This is a genomic window from Natrinema sp. CRL1 (genome assembly GCF_059162405.1).
Map to the genome: position 1 here is coordinate 408,275 of NZ_JBLVOY010000002.1, position 18,615 is coordinate 426,889.

General features: G+C 67.8%; 11 protein-coding genes. 4 read left to right on the plus strand and 7 right to left on the minus strand.

What is annotated here, in order from left to right:
- Nucleotides 1-169 precede the first annotated feature (169 nt).
- The gene (folP, locus tag ACJYUO_RS07785) at nt 170-2,824 is read left to right on the plus strand and encodes a dihydropteroate synthase (RefSeq protein WP_494344825.1); all 2,655 of its coding nucleotides are present in this window, start codon (nt 170-172) and stop codon (nt 2,822-2,824) included.
- A gap of 113 nt (nt 2,825-2,937) precedes the next feature.
- On the opposite strand, the gene ACJYUO_RS07790 is transcribed toward folP, so the two are convergent.
- Genes ACJYUO_RS07790 through ACJYUO_RS07800 form a run of 3 tightly spaced genes read right to left on the minus strand, consistent with a single transcriptional unit; the run spans nt 2,938 to nt 10,025 of the window.
- The gene (locus tag ACJYUO_RS07790; RefSeq protein WP_494344826.1) at nt 2,938-6,699 is read right to left on the minus strand and encodes a UvrD-helicase domain-containing protein; all 3,762 of its coding nucleotides are present in this window, start codon (nt 6,697-6,699) and stop codon (nt 2,938-2,940) included.
- Complete coding sequence (locus tag ACJYUO_RS07795) at nt 6,692-7,744, minus strand: PD-(D/E)XK nuclease family protein (RefSeq protein WP_494344827.1); 1,053 nt, start codon at nt 7,742-7,744, stop codon at nt 6,692-6,694. The genes ACJYUO_RS07790 and ACJYUO_RS07795 overlap by 8 nt, the downstream gene beginning before the upstream one ends.
- Nucleotides 7,737-10,025, minus strand: coding sequence for a hypothetical protein (locus ACJYUO_RS07800; RefSeq protein WP_494344828.1), 2,289 nt, complete (start codon nt 10,023-10,025; stop codon nt 7,737-7,739). The genes ACJYUO_RS07795 and ACJYUO_RS07800 overlap by 8 nt, the downstream gene beginning before the upstream one ends.
- A 178-nt stretch (nt 10,026-10,203) precedes the next feature.
- Here ACJYUO_RS07800 and ACJYUO_RS07805 point away from each other — a divergent pair, with 178 nt between their 5' ends.
- Complete coding sequence (locus ACJYUO_RS07805) at nt 10,204-10,608, plus strand: CBS domain-containing protein (protein WP_494344829.1); 405 nt, start codon at nt 10,204-10,206, stop codon at nt 10,606-10,608.
- Nucleotides 10,609-10,685: 77 nt separating this feature from the next.
- On the opposite strand, the gene ACJYUO_RS07810 is transcribed toward ACJYUO_RS07805, so the two are convergent.
- The 3 genes from ACJYUO_RS07810 to uvrA form a co-directional block, all read right to left on the minus strand.
- On the minus strand, nt 10,686-11,699 hold the full coding sequence (locus tag ACJYUO_RS07810; RefSeq protein ID WP_494344830.1) for a DUF7972 family membrane protein: 1,014 nt from the start codon (nt 11,697-11,699) through the stop codon (nt 10,686-10,688).
- 99 nt (nt 11,700-11,798) lie between these two features.
- A complete protein-coding gene (locus ACJYUO_RS07815) occupies nt 11,799-12,215 on the minus strand; it encodes a DUF7994 family protein (protein WP_494344831.1) in 417 nt (138 codons plus the stop codon).
- Nucleotides 12,216-12,273: 58 nt separating this feature from the next.
- A complete protein-coding gene (gene uvrA / locus ACJYUO_RS07820; RefSeq protein WP_494344832.1) occupies nt 12,274-15,237 on the minus strand; it encodes an excinuclease ABC subunit UvrA in 2,964 nt (987 codons plus the stop codon).
- Between the two features lie 260 nt (nt 15,238-15,497).
- On the opposite strand from uvrA, the gene ACJYUO_RS07825 reads away from it, so the two are divergent.
- Entirely contained in the window at nt 15,498-16,031 is a 534-nt protein-coding gene (locus ACJYUO_RS07825) for a hypothetical protein (RefSeq protein ID WP_494344833.1), read from the plus strand.
- Here the strand turns inward: ACJYUO_RS07825 and ACJYUO_RS07830 are convergent, their stop codons facing one another.
- Entirely contained in the window at nt 16,032-17,162 is a 1,131-nt protein-coding gene (locus ACJYUO_RS07830; RefSeq protein WP_494344834.1) for an aminotransferase class V-fold PLP-dependent enzyme, read from the minus strand.
- Between the two features lie 314 nt (nt 17,163-17,476).
- Here ACJYUO_RS07830 and nirK point away from each other — a divergent pair, with 314 nt between their 5' ends.
- Nucleotides 17,477-18,532, plus strand: a complete 1,056-nt coding sequence (gene nirK / locus ACJYUO_RS07835; protein ID WP_494345384.1) for a copper-containing nitrite reductase — start codon at nt 17,477-17,479, stop codon at nt 18,530-18,532.
- Nucleotides 18,533-18,615: the final 83 nt, after the last annotated feature.

Below are 18,615 nucleotides of genomic sequence, written 5' to 3' on the forward strand. Positions count from 1 at the left end.
TCCGCCTAATTCCGCATCGGGGGAGAGGCGGGCCGGTGGGGTCGGTCTTCCCCCGAACATATTGGCCCGTCCTGAGGAGCGCACGGGCAGCCGGGAACGGCCGCCTCGAGACGACGCGAGCGGTCCGCGAACGGAATACTCTAAAACGACCGGGCTCTCTGGTATCCACATGGAGTATCACGAGGCGGCGGATTTCCTCTTCGATCTGCGGCGGTTCCGCCCGAAGCCGGGCACGGAGTCGACGGCCCGGCTACTCGCCCACCTCGAGGACCCACACGACGACGTCGACTTCGTCCAGATCGCCGGCTCCAACGGGAAAGGGAGCACGGCCCGAATGCTCGAGCGGACTCTGCGAGATGCCGGCTATTCCGTCGGCCTCTACACCTCGCCCCACCTCGACGACCTCCGCGAGCGCGTCCGCGTCGACGGCCGAAAGATCCCCCGCGCCGCGGTCTGTGAGTACGTCGACGCCACCCACGACTACATTACGGCGCGCGGTGCCGACGGCGACTCGCCGACCTTTTTCGAGACGATGACCGCGATGGCGCTGTGGCAGTTCGGCCGCGAGGACGTCGATATCGCCGTCCTCGAGGTCGGTATCGGCGGCAAGTACGACGCCACGAGCGTCGTCGACCCGGTCGCGAGCGCGGTGACGAGCGTGACCTTAGAGCATACGGGCATCCTCGGCGACACCGTCGAGGAGATCGCCCGCGACAAGGCCCACGTTGCGCCGGCAAACGCGCCGCTCGTGACGGGTGTCACCGGAAGCCCGCTCGAGGCGATCCGCGAAATCGCCGGCGACGTGGTGACGGTCGGACCGAAATCCGACGAGAACGATGGCGATGGCGAGCGCTCGCGACCCGATGTCCGCGTCGCCTACGGCGGGCGGACCAACCACACCGAAGCCGCCGTCTCGATCGATGCCGACGACTGGGATCTCGAGACGCGGATTCCGCTGTTGGGCGCACATCAGGCCGAGAACGCGGGTATCGCCGCGACCCTCGCCCGGCAGGTCGGCGATGTCTCGGCGACGGACCTGGCACGCGGTCTGCGGAGCGCCCACTGGCCGGGCCGATTCGAGGTACTGGACACCGGGCCGCTGACCGTCCTCGACGGCGCGCACAATCCGGGTGCCTGCGAGGGGCTCGCCGAGACGCTCGGAACCTACGACTACGACGACCTCCACCTCGTCTTCGGCGCGATGCACGACAAGGACCACCGCGAGATGGCCGCGCTCCTGCCGACGCCGGATACCGTCACCGTGGCCGAACCCTCCCTCGACCGCGCCGAGGACTCGGCGGTCCTCACTGATGTCTTCGCGGAGGCCGGTGCCGGTACCGTCCGCACCGAGACGGCGGTGTCGGACGCGCTCGCAAGCGCGCTCGCAGCCGCCGAGAGCGGCGACTGCGTGCTCGTCACCGGCTCGCTGTTCGCGGTCGCCGAGGCCCGCTCGAGGTGGACCAGAACCGACGTTTCCAAACGGGTTCGAGACCGCTCGGACGCCCGCGACGCGCTCGAAGCCGCGAACGTCGCCGGGGGCGACGTCGAGCGGCTGGACGGCGACGCCGTCCACCGGGTCGTCAGGACGGCGCTGCGGGACCGACAAGCGACCATCCTCAAGGAAGAACTGCTGCGGGTCGGCGGCGAGTGCGCCCTCTCGGGCCTCGAGCGCGACGACGAGGTCGTCGACGCCGTTCTGATGGGGACACTCGCCCAGTTCGAAGCGCTCGTCGCGGCGCTCGAGACCCGATCCCGACCGCACGGGCTTGCCGATGTCGCCCGCGAGTTGCGGGAAACCCTCGAGATCGACGCCGGTGCCAGTGCTGGCGTCGGGGTCGACGGCGAAACGGATGCGAGTATCGTCGACGAGGGAAGCGACGCCACAGCCGCCGAGAGCAGCGTATCGGAGGCAGAGCGTCGGACGGGTCGAGTCCGCGCTCCCGGCTGGACGACCGCCGACTCGAGCACCCCGGACTACCCGTGGGCGGACCGAACCGCCGTAATGGGCATCCTAAACGTCACGCCTGACAGCTTTCACGACGGCGGCGAGTACGACGCGCTCGAGGACGCCGTGGCCCGCGCGGAGTCGATGGTCGAGGCCGATGTCGACGTGATCGATATCGGCGGCGAGTCCACCCGGCCGGGCGCGGCTCCCGTCTCGGTCGAAGAGGAACTCGAGCGAGTCGTTCCCGTGATCGAACGGATCGCCGACTTCGATGCCCTGATCTCGGTCGACACCCGCCGGGCCGCCGTCGCCGACGCCGCACTCGAGGCCGGCGCGGACATCATCAACGACGTGTCGGGGCTCGAGGACCCCGAGATGCGCTTCGTCGCAGCAGACCACGACGCGGGGCTGGTCGTGATGCACAGCATCGACGCGCCGGTCGTTCCGGACCGCGACATCGAGTACGACGACGTCGTCGCGGACGTGATCGACCAGCTCTCCGAACGCATCCTGCTGGCCGAGAAGGCCGGACTCGACCGGAGCCAGATCATCGTCGACCCCGGCATCGGCTTCGGCAAGTCCGCGGCCGAGAACTTCGAACTCTTGGACCGGATCGACGAGTTCCACGCGCTGGGCTGTCCGGTGCTGTTCGGCCACTCCCACAAATCCATGTTTGCACAGGTTGGCCGCGAGTCCGGCGAGCGACTCGAGGCGACCGTCGCGGCGAGCGCGCTGGCGGCCGACCGCGGGGCCGACCTGATCCGCGTCCACGACGTTCCCGAGAACGTCGCCGCGGTCCGGACGGCGCTGGCGGCGCGCGATCCGGCGCGGTTCGACTGGTCTTCGAGTTCGGATTCGGGTTCGAACTCGGACTCGTAAGTGCGTCGTGTCCCGTCCTCACCTACTTCTTTGCGAGCGAGTAGAGCGAACCGACCGGACAGTAGTCCGGTCGGATTGAGGCTGCCGAGAAGACGGGAAGTTTCGAACGCCGCTCAGTCGTTGCTCGCCGCGTCGGTCTCGAGGGAATACTCGTCCGGCCCACAGCCAAGCGACCGGTGCGGGCAGTGCCGGCAGTGCTCACCCGGCGTCGTCTTTCGGAACGAGGGCTCGTCGACCGCCTCGAGCGTCTTGAGAACCGAGTCCCACGACGGCAGTGTGTCAGGCTCGAAGCAGTCGACGTGCGGGTCGTCGACGTCGCCGACGTAGACGTAGCCGACGGCCGAAATCGGTTCGTCGAACCGGTCCTCGCAGGCCCGCAGGTAGAGCGCCAACTGGACGGCCTCGTTGGGAGAGAGCCGCTCGGCGGTGGCCTTGTAGTCGAGGACGGCGAGCCCGCCGTCGGGCAGCCGGCGAACCGAGTCCACGTAGCCGACCACGTCGCCGGTCACGCCAGCGATGTCCTCGAGCGAGAACGGTAGCTCCGCGGCCAGCTGCTCCCAGTCGGCGACGGGTCGGTCGAAGGCGGGCGCGGTCGCCTCGAAGTAGCGGTCGATACAGGCGAGGACGGCCTCGCGGTGTGCGAGCAGGTCGCGCGCGGTGAGCTGTCGGACGGCCGCCTCGCGCCACGCTTTGCGGGTTCGGTACTCGCGGTGGAACGCCTCCTCCGCGATGTCGTGGAAGACGGTGCCGACGATCCGCGCCGACGGGTCGGCGGCCGCCGCGGTCTCGGTCCCGGCTCGTTTCGCCCCCTCGAGCGGATCGGGGTCGTCGATCGCTCGGACGACGTGGTCGAGGTAATGCTTCCGCGCGCAAGTCTCGTGGGTGTCCATCGCGGAGTAGCTGTGACGCATCGCGACCGGGAGGTCGGTCGCCGTCGCCAGCGTCTCCACCGGGAAGCGGACGGTGTCGGTCGTCAGCGCGGAGAGCCGGCGACCGCTTGGGACGCGAGCTGCCGGCTCCGAACCGTCGGAAGATGTCGCCTCGAGCGGGCCGTAACTCGCGGCGTCGGCGGCCGACAGCAGGGTCCCGTCGCGAAGCTGCCGGCCCAACCGGTGGACGGTCTCGATCGCCTCGCGGGTCTCGAGGGGCTCGAGGTCGCGGTCCCCGTAGTCGGCGTAGTAGGTGATGGTGCCCGGGCTCTCGCCGGCCGAGGCGGCGATCTCGTCCGTGCGGTCGACCACCGTTTCGGGGTAGACCTCGCGCACCCGCTCGAAGCTCGCGGTCAGCGACGACCAGAGGTCCATCCGCTGGCCGGTCACGGACCACTCGATGTCGCTCGCCAGACACGACTCTGCCGTCGACGCCGCGAGTTCCTCCTCGTCGCCGTCGTACTCGTAGTCGGAGCCGAACACGAACAGGTGGTTCTCGGCTCGAGTGAGTGCGACATGGAGCACCCGCCATTCCTCGCCGACCCGTTCCGCGGCGAGGTCGGCGTGTAGCGGGGAGTCGACGTCGTCGTCGAGCGTCGCGGCCAGCAGCCGGTATCGCGCTCGCTCGACGTAATCCCCGTCGACACACCACTCCTCGTCCGAGAGGTAGGGCACGAGGACGGTATCGAACTCGAGGCCCTTCGCCTGATGGACTGTCATCACGTCGACGCAGTCGTCGGATCGAGTCCCGCGGGTCCGGTCGCTCCCGCCGCTTCGCAGGGTCTGGGCGAGCGCGTCCACGAACTCGGCCGAGAGCGACTGGACGACGCCGTCGGCGTCGTAGGCCTCGACGAACCGCTCGAGGCGGTCGAACTGGCCCCGCTCCTCGCTCGCACAGAACCACTCGATCCGCGTCAGTTCCCGGAACCGTCGGACGAACCTCGAGAGCGGGTAGACGTCCCGGACCCGCTCGAGCTCCGTGAGGTGGTCCCGCGCCGTCGCGAGCCCGTCGGGGTGCTCGAGGTCGAGCGCCGCCGGATCGGTTTCTGTCACCGCGTCGTACAGCGAGCCGTCCCGCCGTTGCAGCGCCGCGAGATCGCTCTCGGGGAGCCGGTATCGGTAGAGCAGCACGCGCCGGAGGTGGGCGTCCGCATCCGGCTCGACGAGGACGCGCAGGTACGAGAGCACCGTCTGTATCCCGGGCGAGATCTCGCCGCGGGGCGAGCCGGAGATTTCGTAGGGGATCTGCAGGTCCCGCAGTGCGTCCGCGATGGTTTGTGCGTGGTGGTTCGTCCGGACGATGACCGCGAGATCGCCCAGCGACCGCTGGGGAACGTTCGCGGCCTCGCCGTTGAGAAGCCGCGAGACCGTCGTCGCGACCTGTTCGGGCGTCGACTGGGGCACCGCGTCGCTCTCGACCTTGACGACCCGATCCGGTGGCTCCGGCTCGTCGTAAGTCCCGCGTGCCCGGCCGTCCTCCCGCAGCGTCTTCGAGGACTGCGGGCCGTAGTCACAGCCGTTGGTCAGGTCCAGGATCTCCTGTCTCGAGCGGAAGTTGAGCTCGAGTTCGATCCCCTCGTGGTCGTCGTAGGCGTCGGCCAGTCGGTCGAGGCCCTCGCGGTCGGTGCCGCGCCAGCCGTAGATCGCTTGATCTTTGTCGCCGATCGCGAGCAGGTCCGGCCGGTCGGGGCCGTCCGTGAGTTCGGTGACCAGCGAGAACTGGGTCTCGTCGGTGTCCTGGAACTCGTCGCAGTAGACTTGCGTCCACTGGCCGGTGATCTCGTCTGCGATCGCCGCATCCTCCAGCAGCCCCGTCGCCGTCCGCACCAACTCGTCGAAATCCATCGTCCGCTCGGCCGCGAGCGCCTCGTGGTAATCCGCGTAGACGTCGGCGTAGTGCCGGGCCAGCCGGAGGAACTCGACGTAGTGTTTCAGGCGGCCGAAGGGCGTCTGCTCGATCCGGCTCGTCGCCTGCCCCCAGATTCGGTTGCCGAACAGCGCCCGCGGCAGGTGTTTCGTCGTCCGGTCGTCGAGCGACAGGGTCTCGATCGTATTCGTCACGCACGTCTGGAGGGTCCGAAGATAGCGGTCGATGTCCCTGACCACGTCGTCCTCGCGGAACGTGTCCGGCGCTTCCGCGATCTTCTCTCGGCAGTAGGAGACGAGTTTGCCGTAATCGACCAGCGACTCATGGGCCGCCTCGAGGTGCTCCTCTCGATTGAAGAACCGGAACGCCTCGTTATCAAAGGAGAGGTCGTCGCCGGCGGTTCGCTCGAGCCAGAGGACGAACTCGTTGCACAACTCGAGGGTGCGAACCGGCGGCAAACCCGACTGTAAGTCCGCGGGCGTAATGTCTTCTTGGCTCATCGACTGGATGAACCGATCGACCGAGTCGACGAGGTCGGCCGGCGAGCCGTCGTTTCGGGTCGACGCGGCCGCGAAATCGTAGTCGTTGGTCGCGAGCAGGCGGCCGATGAGCCGCCGTCGCATGCGCTCGGTGACGACGTCGAACTCGGGCGAGTAGCCCAGATAGTAGGCGTACTCGCGGACGAGCCGGTAACAGAACGAGTGGTAGGTGTAGACGTCGATCGCCGCCGCGGCGTCGGGATCGAGCCGCTCGGCGACCGCCGTGCGGATGCTCGCGGCCGCCTCGTTGGCGAAGGTCAACACGAGCACGTCGTCGGGATCGACGTCGCCCCGCTCGACGGCGCGCTCGATCCGGACGAGCATCGTCGTCGTCTTCCCGGTGCCCGCGCCCGCATCGACGGAGGTACAGGCCGCGCGGCTGTCGATGACCGCCTCCTGATTGCCCTTCGGCTCGATGTCCTCGGCCGCGATATCGAGCGCGCTGGCCCTCTCGGACGCGTCGGCTCCGTCGACCGCTCGGTCGGCTCCCGGCTCGAGGCTCCGATCGTCTGCTCGATCCCGCTGTGGCGTCTCACCCATCGAAGCGCACCTCCTGTGCGATGTACTCCTGACAGCAGACGGTGTACTCGCAGTCGGGACAGGCGTGGTCCTCGATCTGGGCCCAGCGGTCTGACGGGTCGAACGGCCCAGACACGAGGCGTGATGCGACGGTCGCGAGTCGGCTGTCGACGGTCTCGTTTCGGTGATCGTGAGTCATGCCGTAAGTGTGGTGATCGATATAGACGTCGGTGAGATCGACGACCTCGAGGCTCGTCTCGACGGTGTCCCGAACCCAGTTCACCGCCGTTCCCGACCGGTCGGCCAGCGGAATCTGGACGTACCGACAGGTCCGCTCGCCCAGCTCGAGCCGGTCGCGGAGGGCGCGGAGCCCGTCGATGACGACGGCGGTCTCGAAGAGCGAACCGACCGGGTCCGGGTCGAACGCGTCCTGCTCGTCGTCGAAGTGGTCGGTAAAGAGGTCGGCCACGTCGCCCTCCCAGTCCGACCGGTAGCGCAGGCGGCCAAGCGGCGCGAGCGTCGGGACGAACCGGACGCCGACGATCGACGAGCCGTCGCCGTAGACGTAATCGACCGTCGCGTCGATCGTCACCGCGTCGGCCGCGGGCGACTCCGATCCGCCCGCCGCGTCGGGGAGCGCGACCGTACTCGAGAGCGGGAGTTCCGGCCCGATCAGTTCGCCGCGGGCCGCGTCGGCGTCGAGTCGCGCGATCCCCGCGGCGTGGTCGACCCCGACGCGCTCGAGGTACGCCGAAAGCGTCGCCTCGAGCACCCGCCGTTCGTGGCGGCGCTGGGCGACGGAGTGGAACGGCTCGTCGTGGTCGGTCCACAGCGCTGAGAGCCGGTCGTGGGCGACCGCCTCGAGTTCGTCCCGGTCGGTCTCGCCGCTCCGGAGCGCGTCGCAGATGGCGGTCCGCAGGAGGGCGACGCGGTCGTCAACGGCGTCGTCGTCGTCGCTCCCGTCGAGTCCGTGGACGTGGGCGAACTCGTACCGGCGGGGGCAGTGAAGAGCGGTGCGGAGCCCGTCGACCGAAAGCGAGGCGGCGCTCGAGTCGGCGTCAGTCATCGCGGACCACCTCGCCCGCGGCGAACTCGAACTGCGAGCGGACCGCTTCGGCGAGTTCGTCGTCGACGTCTCCCTCCTCGAGCACGACCGCGATCTCCTCGAACAGGGCTTCGGTCTCGCCGAGGTCCGCCTCCCCGCCGGTGCTCGCCTCCCGGAGCACTCGCTCGAGTTCGCCCCGCGGCTGGGCCAGCAACGCCTCGAGCGCGTTCGTCTCGCCGTGGATCGCCGCGTCCGCGGTGGCGTCGATCTCCTCGAAGGCGAGGCCGGGCGTCGACTCGATCAGTTTCAGGTAGCGCGACTCGTCGTAGGTCCGCTGCAGGCTTCCCGAACCCCGCTCGTAGGAACAGCAGTAAAGAGCGCGTTCGGCGGCGCGAGCCCCGAGCGCGAGCCGCCTGCGGGACCGCTGGGCGTGGTACGTCTCGAAGGGGTCCCCGAAACCGTCTGCGTCGACCGTCTCAAAGGTCTCCGCGATGTCCGCGTCCGAGGGGGCCGTGACCGCGGGGTAGGCCGGCATGTTCCGGAGCCACGCCGTCGGGAACAGCTGGGTGAGAAACTGTTCGCCCGGGTAGGTCTCGTCGATCAGGTCCAGCAGGAAGACCGCCTTCCGCGAGTCGTACTTGAGGTCGTCGACGGCACAGACGGTGACGCCGCCGGTCGGCGGCCGCGTCTCGACCGCGTGGACGTACGGCGCGTCGTACTGGATCGTTCGACGGAGCATCCGGCGCAGCCCCTGCCAGTCCGGCCCCACCAGGTCCGTCTCCTCGACGAACCGGGCGATCTCGAGGACCCGCCGGACGCCCTCGTACTGCTCGCGGGCGTCGACCCAGTCCTCCTCGCGGGCGATCCGCCCCTTCAGGTCCGTCTCTCGAATCCAGCGCTCGAGCGAGCGGCGGACGCTCGCCCCGGCGGTCGCCGCCAGCAACTCCGGCGAGAACTCGGGGACGCGGGCGCGGAGCCGATCCAGCGAGACGTCCCGCGGATCACTCGAGTCCCGCCGACGGTCGGGTGACTCGGCTCGAGCGAGTTCGTCGGCGTTCCCGTCTCGCTCGCGTTCGCACTGGAGCGTGACGACCGCGTAGAGTTCGTTCACCGCGGGGTCGTCCGCCAGCGAGGGGGTGCCGATCGTCGCCGTCGGCACGCCGGCGTCCCGGAGCCGCCGTCTCGTCTCCGGCACCCGCTCGATCCGCGGGACCGCGACGGCGAACTCGTCGTGGGACCAGCCGTGGCGGTCGCGCAGCGATTCGATTTCGGTCGCGACCGCCCGCACCTGTTCGCGGGCCGTCTCGGTCCGAACGCGTCGCGCGACGCCCGCCGGGTCGGCGTTTCTGGATTCGGCTCCGGCCGACGCGTCGGGCGGGCTTCGATCCGGCGGCTCGCCGGTCGCGAGGAATCGCGTGATAGCGCGATGTGGGGGAGAGGGAGCGGGCGAGCCGTCGGCACCGCCTTCGGCGGCGGCCACGGGCTCTACCGGCTCGACCTTGAGGCCGGCCTCAGTTGCGATGGACGCAATGCGGCCCGGTTCGACCCGCGTGCGCTCGACGCTGGCGTGGCGCTCGCCGAGACAGACGAGGTCGGCGTCGCGGGTGAGCGCCGCGAGATACCGGCGGTCGAGCCGGCGGTACTCCTCGAATTCGACGGCGAGGACGGCGTCGAACGAGTCGGTGACGCGAGTGCGCAGCCCGTCGGCGTCCGCCTCGAGCAGGTCGACCGCCTGCGGGATCACGTCGGCCCGCTCGACGTAGTCCCGATCGTCGAGTTCCGCGTGGAACCGGTCGTTCATCGCGTACAGGAAGGCCAGACAGTCGTGGGGATCGTCGATCTCGAGGTCGTCGAGCCGGATCCGTTGACGGGTCGCCGCGAGCAGCAGTTGCCCCACGTCGCGCGAGAAACTCTCGTGGGCGGCCGCGCGCTCGAGGTAGTCCGGCACCGCGCGGCTCGCACCGTCGATCACCAGCGAGATGAGTTCGATACGCTCCTCGTACTCGAGGCGAGAGAGCGTCGGATCGTACTCCTCGATGGTCTTCGAAGCGTGTTCCGGCAGCGATTCGATTCGGGGCGAGCGCGGTCCCCTGGCGGCCCGCTCGCGGTCGGTTTCGGCCAGCGCGTCGGTCAGGGACTCGAGGCCCGTCGGATGCCGTTTCAGAACCAAGACGTTTCGCGGGCCGTGTTCCGCCGCGAGGGCGGCGTACTCGGCGGCGACGGTCGCGAACACGTCGCTGCCGGGCGCGGGGCTGGAGAGGAGCTTGCAAGTTCCGTCGAGTGCGGGCGGCGGAGACGCCATCGGTTGTACGTCACCGTGTATGGCGGAATCCCTACTTAAATGTGGGCACGACCTGCTCGCCGTTTGTCATCCAGATGCCCGATCGGCCGGCGGTCGCCGTCCGCGCAGTCTGGTCGGGGCCGGTCTCGAGCGACTCCAGTCCGACAATCCTTATATTGTATACTGAATACGGTACAGTATGGAGGATATTTTCGTCGCTCGAGTCATGTCCTCGTCGCTGCACACGGTGACGCCGGACACGCTCGTCGAGGACGCCGCACAGGAAATGCTCGCAAACGAGATCGGGTCGGTCATCGTCGTCGACGACGACAACCGGCTCGAGGGGATCCTGACGACGACGGACTTCGTCAAGATCGTCGCCGAACAGAAGCCCAAAGACCAGACGCCGGTCTCGAAGTATATGAGCGCCGACGTCGTGACGGTCACGGCACAAGACAGCATCCGCGACGCCGCGGACACGATGGTCGAACGGGGCTTCCACCACATCCCCGTCATCGACGAGGACGAGGGCGTCATCGGGATGGTCACTACGTCGGATCTGGCGGGCTACCTCTCTCGCGTCCAGTCCCCGAGCCCCGAGTAATCGCGCCGTGCGCTCGGAAACGGGCCCTCGAGGCCGTCGCCGGGGCCGGACCCGCGTGGAACGGCCGCGTCGTGCGATCAGCTCGAGGCCCGTGGGACGAAGGGACCGAAATCGGCGGTCCGCGCGGCGATCGTTGCGATCCGGAGCGCGTAGCTCAGCAGGACCATAAACGGGAGGAAGACGAGGACGACGCCACCGGCGGCGATCGACAGGAGCAGCCACGTGCTCGAGATCGCCCCGACCAACTGCGAGTACGAAAGCATGAGCAGCCCGCCGCCGACCAGCGTCGGAAACCCGACGTACAGCAGCATCCGCGAGAGAACGGCGAGTTCGTGCTGGACGTACAGCGTCTTGAACGTCTGTCGGGCGATCGCGAGGAAGCCGAGCAGTTCGATCAGTTCCTCGAGGGGCTCCCTCTCGTCGAAGGCGTCGCTCCACTCGTCCCGGAACGTCCGCGCCGCGTGATAGTAGTTGCCCTGATGGTGGCCCAACACGGCCGACAGCGCCTCGAACGTGCCGAACTCCGCGTCCTCGAGCGCGGTCGAGACCGTCTGCCCGTCCGACTCGAGGGCGGCGATGAACCGCTCGAGTTCCCGCCGTTTCTCGTCGCCGGCGTCGTCCGCGAGCGCGGCGGGAAGGTCTCGGGCGCGGTCGACCGTCGCGGTGACGATGACGTTCAGGAAGGCGGCCGGTGATGCCGGACTGACGCCCGCGTCGGTCAGTTCCTCGACGTCCCGTTGGAAGTCGGTCATGCCGTCGAACCGGTCTCGAAGCGCGGGCGTCCACCCCAACTCCTGTGAGAGCACCAGTTGGTTGATCGCCAGCACGATCGTGATGAACGGGAGCGTGCCGCCGACGAGCGACCCATAGAGCGTGACGACGGTTCCGGTGTCGGTCACTGGGAACAGTCCGGCGAGATAGAGCACGACGACGGCCGCGTACAGACCGATCGTCAGCAGTCCGGCGATCGCCAGCCGGTGGCCGTCGAGGAGCGCCCACCGCTTGAGCGGCGACTCGGTCACCGTCTCGTAGGTCAACTGGCTCTCCTCGCCGTCCGCGGTCGTCGAGAGTGCCCGGTCGCGTGCGCTCATGCCGGCCCGGTCAACGTCGGCGCTGAAAAGACCGGGCGCACCACTGGACTCGCTGAAAAGAGCCCGATCCGCGGCCGCCCCATGTCGCCCGTCGACGGGTCACTCGACGGCAAACATCTCCTCGTCCAGTCGGCGGCCGCCGGTCCAGCACTCGCCCGCGAACCACGCGAAGTAGCCGAGCGCGAAGACCACCATCGCGGCAGTGAGCAGCCACGCCGGGCTCGCGACCTCGAGCCGGCGGAGTTGTGAAAGCCCGAACGCGCCGCAGCCGACCGCGAGAAGTGCGATCCCGACCGCGGCCACGCGGGGCCAGCCGACGGTCCGGCTGCCAACGGACAGTCGCTCGCGGGTCCCGGCGAGCACCAATACGACGCCGACGGCGGCGAGCCAGCCGGCCAAAAACAGTGTCGACGTGGCCGCGAGGTCACCGCTGACGAGGAACAGTCCCGCCAGTAGCAGCGTCGCGAACCCGCCGCCGGCGAACCCGCGGCGAACGACGGTCTTCAGTCCGCTCATCGCTCGGCCGGTTCGCCGGGAGTACAGTTAGGCGTTCTCACTCCCCTCGACTGCGCGGTCAGTCGTCGTCCATCGGCGCGCTCACCGGCTCGACGCGCTCGCCCCGGGGGCCCTCGAGATCGATCTTGGGGAGCAGGTCCCGCAGGTAGCGGCCGGTGTGTGAGTCCTCGAGTCGCGCGACGTCTTCCGGTGTGCCGGTCGCGACGATTTCGCCGCCGTTCTCGCCGCCCTCGGGGCCGAGGTCGATGACGTGGTCGGCGTTCTTGACGAGGTCGAGCTCGTGCTCGATGACGGCGATGGTGTTGCCGTTGTCGGTCAGCCGGTGGAGCACGTCGATGAGTTTGCGCTCGTCCTCGCTGTGGAGTCCCGTGGTGGGCTCGTCGAGCAGGTACAGCGTCTCGCCCGAGTCCTTCTTGCCGAGTTCCTCGGCGAGCTTGATTCGCTGGGCCTCACCGCCCGACAGCGTGGTCGAGGGCTGGCCGAGTTTCATGTAATCGAGACCGACATCTTTGAGCAGCTTGAGCCGCCGGCGGATCTGGCTCGAGGACTCGAAGAAGTCGTAGGCTTCCTCGACGGACATCTCGAGGACGTCGGCGATGGTCTTGTCCTTGTAGGTGACATCGAGCGTGGCGTCGTTGTAGCGATCGCCGCCACACTCCTCACAGGGGACGTAGACATCCGAGAGGAAGTTCATCTCGATTTTCACCGTGCCCTGGCCGCCACACTCCTCGCAGCGGCCGTCTTTGACGTTAAAGGAGAACCGCCCCTTCTCGTAGCCGCGCTGTTTCGCGAGCTTCGTCGAGGCGAACAGCTCCCGGATGTAGTCGAAGACGCTGGTGTAGGTCGCGGGGTTCGACCGCGGGGTGCGGCCGATCGGCGACTGATCGATCAGGCGGACCGTCTCGATCTGGTCCAGTCCCTCGATGGCGTCGTGATCGCCGGGGATGACGCTCGTGTTGTCGTTCATCTCGCGAGCGAGGCCCTTGTAGAACACCTCGTGCATCAGCGTGGACTTCCCGGAGCCGGAGACGCCGGTGATCGCGGTGAAACAGCCGAGCGGGATATCGACGTCGAGGTCCTTGAGGTTGTGCTGGCGCGCCCCGCGGATCGTCAGCGCGCCCTCCGGATCGCGGCGTTCATCGGGCACCGGAATCTGACGCTGGCCCGAGAGGTAGTCGCCGGTGACGGATCCCTCGGTCTCCATGACCTCATCGACGGAGCCGTTGGCGACGATCTCGCCGCCGCGCTTGCCGGGGCCGGGCCCCATGTCGATGACGTTGTCCGCCCGGCGCATGGTCTCCTCGTCGTGTTCGACCACCAGAAGCGTGTTGCCCAGATCGCGCAACTCTTCTAAGGTGTCGAGCAGCCGGTCGTTGTCCCGCTGGTGGAGCCCGATCGAGGGCTCGTCGAGGACGTAGAGGACGCCGACGAGGCCGGAGCCGATCTGCGTGGCGAGCCGGATGCGCTGGCTCTCGCCGCCCGAGAGCGTCGAGGCCTCCCGGTCGAGCGTGATGTAGTCGAGGCCGACCTCGCACATGAAGCCGAGTCGCGCCCGGATCTCTTTTAAGATCTCCTCGGCGATGACCCTCTCGCGTTCGGTGAGGTCGGCTTCCATCGACTCGAAGTGCTCGCGGGCGTCGCCGATGCTCATCGCGTTGATCTCGGTGATCGAACTGTCGTCGACCAGCACGGCGCGGCTCGCGGGCTTGAGCCGGGTGCCGTCACAGGCCGGACACTCCGTGACCGACATGTAGTCCTCGATGTGTTCTCGGGTCGAATCGGAGTCGGTCTCGAGGTAGCGCCGTTCCAAGTTCGGAATGACGCCCTCGAAGTGCTTTTTCTTCCGACGGGTGCCGTTTTTCGTGCTTCGCTTGAACACCACTTCGCCGTCCGTGCCGTAGAGGAACGCCTGCTGGATGTCCCCGTCCAGCTCCTCGAACGGCGTTGAAAGCGGCACATCGAAGTGTTCCGCGACGGCGTCGAGCCGCGTCTGGTAGTACGATCGGTTGTAGCTCCACGGCTCGAAGACGTGTTTGAGCGGCTTGGATTCGTCCTGCAGGACGAGGTCCTCGTCGACCTCCTTGGTTTCGCCGAGCCCCTCGCACTCGGGACAGGCACCGTGGGGCGAATTAAAGGAGAACGAACGAGTTTCGATCTCGGGCACGTCGATGCCGCAGTGGGTACACGCGAGGTCCTTCGAGAACTCGACGACGAACCGGTCGTCCTCCTCGGTCTCGTCGCCGAGCGCGCCCGTGCTGCGGGCCTCGTCGCCGAGGTCCGCGGCGACTTCTTCGGAGGCGTCCGGGAGGATGACCTTCATGACGCCGTCGGCCTCGTCGAGCGCCGTCTCGACGCTGTCGATGATCCGCGGACGGGCTTCGGTCGAGACCTTCACGCGGTCGACGATCACGTCGACGGTGTGATCGAAGTTCTCGTCTAAGTCGGGGTCGTCCATCGTGAGGTCGTACTCCTCGCCGTCGATCTCGACGCGGGCGTAGCCTTCCGAGACGAGTTCCTCGAAGAGGTCCTCGAAGGCACCCTTCTGGTCGCGGACGACGGGTGCCGCGAGTTTGGCCTTGGTTCCCTCGGGGAGCTCGAGGATGCGCTCGACCATGTTCTGGGCCGACTGCTCGCCGACTTCGCGACCGCACTCCGGGCAGTGGGGCGTGCCGACGCGGGCGTACAGCAGGCGCAGGTAGTCGTGGAGTTCGGTGACCGTCCCGACGGTCGATCGCGGGTTGTTCGCGGCGTTCTTCTGATCGATCGAGATAGCCGGCGAGAGACCCTCGACGGTCTCGACCTGCGGTTTGTCCATCTGGCCGAGGAAGTTCCGAGCGTACGCCGAGAGGCTCTCGATGTACCGGCGCTGGCCCTCCGCGTAGACCGTCTCGAACGCGAGCGAGGACTTGCCCGACCCCGAGAGGCCGGTGACGACGGTAAACGCCTCACGGGGGATCGTCACGTCGATGTCCTTGAGGTTGTGCTCTTCCGCACCGCGCACTTCGATGAAGTCCTTGCTCATCGTTCGGTCGCGCGGAGAGACAGTCTCTTCTGTCGACGCAGTTCCAGATTCATTGTATCTGTGTCAGTGGCTGCAAGGACTTAACGAGTCTGAAAGGCCACTGTCGTGGTGCTCGTCAACAAATACCACTCGAGGTAAGAGTGCAGTTCGGCAGCCGTCTCACTCGCACGCGACTGGAGTTTCACGCTCGATCTCGGTCTGCCCACTGCGGGTCGGCGGCCGGACCAAAGTAACTTCGGCCGGCAGCCCAAAGGACGCGTATGAGCGACGACGCCGCGGACGACTTCGCGGTCGACGAATTCGTCGAGTACTGCCGCACGCAGGCCGGGCTCCTCTCGGGCAGCGTCACGACGATGGGCGAGGAAGCCGACGAGCTACTCGACGAGATCGATCAGGAGATGGCCGAGATCCGGTCGCGCCTCGAGGCGCTGCCCGACGAGGTAGAGGCGACCGAATCCCCGTCGACCGCGGACGTGCCGGACGCAAGCGAGGTCGACGTCGCGGCGATCGAGGAGTTACAGCAGGAACTCGAGGAGAAACAGCTGCTCGTGGAGGCGAAACAGGCCCGCATGCAGGCGTTTCAGGATCTCGCCGCCGGGTATACCGAACTCGCCGAGGAGCTGTCGTCGGCCGTCGATGACGAACAGGAGGCACTGACCCGCATCGTCGAGTTCGAAGCCGACGCCGACGCACCGGCGTACTTCGACGAGCGGGAGACGATAGTCGAGGCTGCAGCCGCGTCCGCGGATGCCGAGTCGGAACCGGAACCCGAATCGGAATCTCAGTCCGAGTAATCAGTCTCGCGGGTAGTACTCGTCCTCGAGGGCCTCGAGCACCGCGTCTACGTCCTCTTTGGTATTGAACGCGTGGATCGACGCCCGAACCGCGTCCGGTGTCGGCAGCGGCCGGACGACGATCCCCCGATCGGCGAGACGCTCGACTGTCGTCTCCGGTTCGTCGACATCGATCGTCACCAGTCCGGATTCGTACTCGCGGGGACTCAACAGCCGCTCGTCCGGAACGCCCGCTTTGAGACGGTCGGTCAGCGTCTCGATTCGCTGCTGGATCGTCTCGATGCCGACCTCCTCGAGCACCTCGATCGCTTCCGTCAGCCCGGCGTAGGGCGCGGGGCTCGCGGTGCCGATCTCGAGTCGTCGCGCGCCCGCTGCATAGCGGTAGTCTGTGGCGTTTTCGTCCGCGACGCTCCGGTAGCCGATTGCGGCGGGGACGAGGTCCCGTTCGACGCCGTCGCGGACGTAGAGGAAGCCAGCACCGAAGGGACCGAGCAGCCACTTGTGGCCCGCCCCGACGACGAAGTCGGCACCCCACTCCTGTACGTCGACGGGTACCTGCCCGGGCGACTGGACGGCGTCGACCAGCACCAGTGCCCCGGCGTCGTGGGCGATGTCGACGATCTCGGAAACCGGCAGTCGCGTCCCGTGGGTCCAGGTAAGCGAACTCACGCAGAACAGCGTCGCGTCGTCGGCCGCCGCTTTCACGTCCGCGAGCTCGAGCCGTCCACCCTCAGTGTCGAGTACTTGCACCTCGACGCCGTACTCGCGTTCGAGGCGCTGCCACGGCAGGATGCCCGCGGAGTGCTCGAGGTCGGTGCGGACGACAACGTCGTCTTCGCCCCAGTCGAACGCACTCGCGATCCGGTTGATCCCGTCGGTCGTGCTCTGGGTGAGTGCGACCTCGCTCGGGTCCGCTCCGAACAGGTCGGCGACGGCCGCTCGCGCGTCGTCGTAGGCGTCGAATGCCGCGGGGTACATCCCCTCGGCGGCAGGTGCCTCGTACTCGTGGTACTCGAGGGCCGATTCGGACGCGTCGACCACGCGGCGCGGGCTCGGCCCGCCGGCACCCCAGTTGCAGTAGACGGTCGACTCGAGGGCCGGCATCGCCTCGCGTAGCTCGATCGGATCCATCGGAGGGTGGTTTGCGTCGACCGATGTTCGTTCTGACGGTTACTTCGCTGTCGGTCGGTTATATTCATCTCGAGAACCAGAGAGGTCGACAGTATCCGAGCCGCTTGCCTCTCCGGCGAAGCCCGCACTGACCGCTATCGCGAGCGAATTGCGCCGCAACTCAAAGTAGCATTTAAACACCCTCGATATAGTGGGAACAGTCAACTCGCTTACCATCTCTCGAGAATCGTCGATACGCCTGAACGTATGTCCCCCCTACGACCACGTGAGGAGGAAGACCGATGACCCATACTCGACTCAACCGACGGCAGATGGTGCAAGCGCTCGGGGCGACCGGCGTCGCTGCGGTGGCCGGTTGTCTCGGCGGTGAGACCGAGGAGAACGGTGCGGAAAGCGATCAGTCGGCGAGCGAGGAGGGGCTGCCGGCGGCCAAGGAGGTCGACGTCGACCGAATCGCGCGGGATCCGACGGACATTCCGGAGCCGGTCGACTGGAACGAGCCCCGGGAACACGACATCACGATTCAGACCGAGCGGGTGACCGCCGAGATCGAGCCGGGGGTTACCTTCGAGTACATGACCTTCGAGGGGCAGGTACCGGGGCCGATGGTCCGGGTCCGCCGGGGCGACCGGGTGAACCTGACCTTCGACGTGCCCGAGGACCTCAACGTGGCGGCCCACAACATGGACTTCCACGCGGTCTACGGCCCCGGCGGCGGCGCGGACGCGACCACGATCGCACCCGGGGACGACCCGACCCAGATCAGCTTCACGGCCGACTACGCGGGCGTATTCATCTACCACTGTGCGATCCCGAACATGGACCAGCACATCAGCGCGGGCATGTTCGGCTCGATCCTCGTCGAGCCCGAGGACGGCCTCCCCGAGGTCGACACCGAGTACTACCTCGGCCAACACGAGATCTACACCACCGGCGAGGTCGGCGAGGAGGGCCACCACGAGTTCGACTTCGACGCGATGCTGGCCGAAGAACCGACCTACGTCGTCTTCAACGGCCAGGCCTACGGCTTCGCCCCCGACGATGGCCAGCCCATGCAGGCCGAGACCGGCGAAACCGCCCGCGTCTACTTCGCCAACGGCGGCCCGAACCTCCTGAGTTCGTTCCACCCCATCGGGAACGTCTGGAGCCGCTACTACCGCGACGGCGACCTGCTGACCGACCCCGACAAAAACGTCGAGACCGCACCCGTCGCACCGGGAACCACCACTGCCGCCGAAATGGAGTTCCCCGTGCCCGGCCCGGTCAAAATCGTCGACCACGCGCTGACCCGCGCCGCCCGCCGCGGCGCACTCGGCGTCGTCAGCGTCGACGGCGAACCCACCCGCGACGTCTACGACGAAAATCCGTGAGCGGGCACCGCCCGCTCACACCGGCTCCCGGCTCCTTTTCGGTCCGTCTTGGTCCCGCTTCGAGCGAGCGAGTGAGAGAGATC

Excerpts from the sequence above, each read along its gene's own strand:
- folP (WP_494344825.1), top strand. The coding sequence starts at position 170 with ATGGAGTATCACGAGGCGGCGGATTTCCTCTTCGATCTGCGGCGGTTC.
- ACJYUO_RS07790 (WP_494344826.1), bottom strand. The coding sequence starts at position 6,699 with ATGGGTGAGACGCCACAGCGGGATCGAGCAGACGATCGGAGCCTCGAG.
- ACJYUO_RS07795 (WP_494344827.1), bottom strand. The coding sequence starts at position 7,744 with ATGACTGACGCCGACTCGAGCGCCGCCTCGCTTTCGGTCGACGGGCTC.
- ACJYUO_RS07800 (WP_494344828.1), bottom strand. The coding sequence starts at position 10,025 with ATGGCGTCTCCGCCGCCCGCACTCGACGGAACTTGCAAGCTCCTCTCC.
- ACJYUO_RS07805 (WP_494344829.1), top strand. The coding sequence starts at position 10,204 with ATGGAGGATATTTTCGTCGCTCGAGTCATGTCCTCGTCGCTGCACACG.
- ACJYUO_RS07810 (WP_494344830.1), bottom strand. The coding sequence starts at position 11,699 with ATGAGCGCACGCGACCGGGCACTCTCGACGACCGCGGACGGCGAGGAG.
- ACJYUO_RS07815 (WP_494344831.1), bottom strand. The coding sequence starts at position 12,215 with ATGAGCGGACTGAAGACCGTCGTTCGCCGCGGGTTCGCCGGCGGCGGG.
- uvrA (WP_494344832.1), bottom strand. The coding sequence starts at position 15,237 with ATGAGCAAGGACTTCATCGAAGTGCGCGGTGCGGAAGAGCACAACCTC.
- ACJYUO_RS07825 (WP_494344833.1), top strand. The coding sequence starts at position 15,498 with ATGAGCGACGACGCCGCGGACGACTTCGCGGTCGACGAATTCGTCGAG.
- ACJYUO_RS07830 (WP_494344834.1), bottom strand. The coding sequence starts at position 17,162 with ATGGATCCGATCGAGCTACGCGAGGCGATGCCGGCCCTCGAGTCGACC.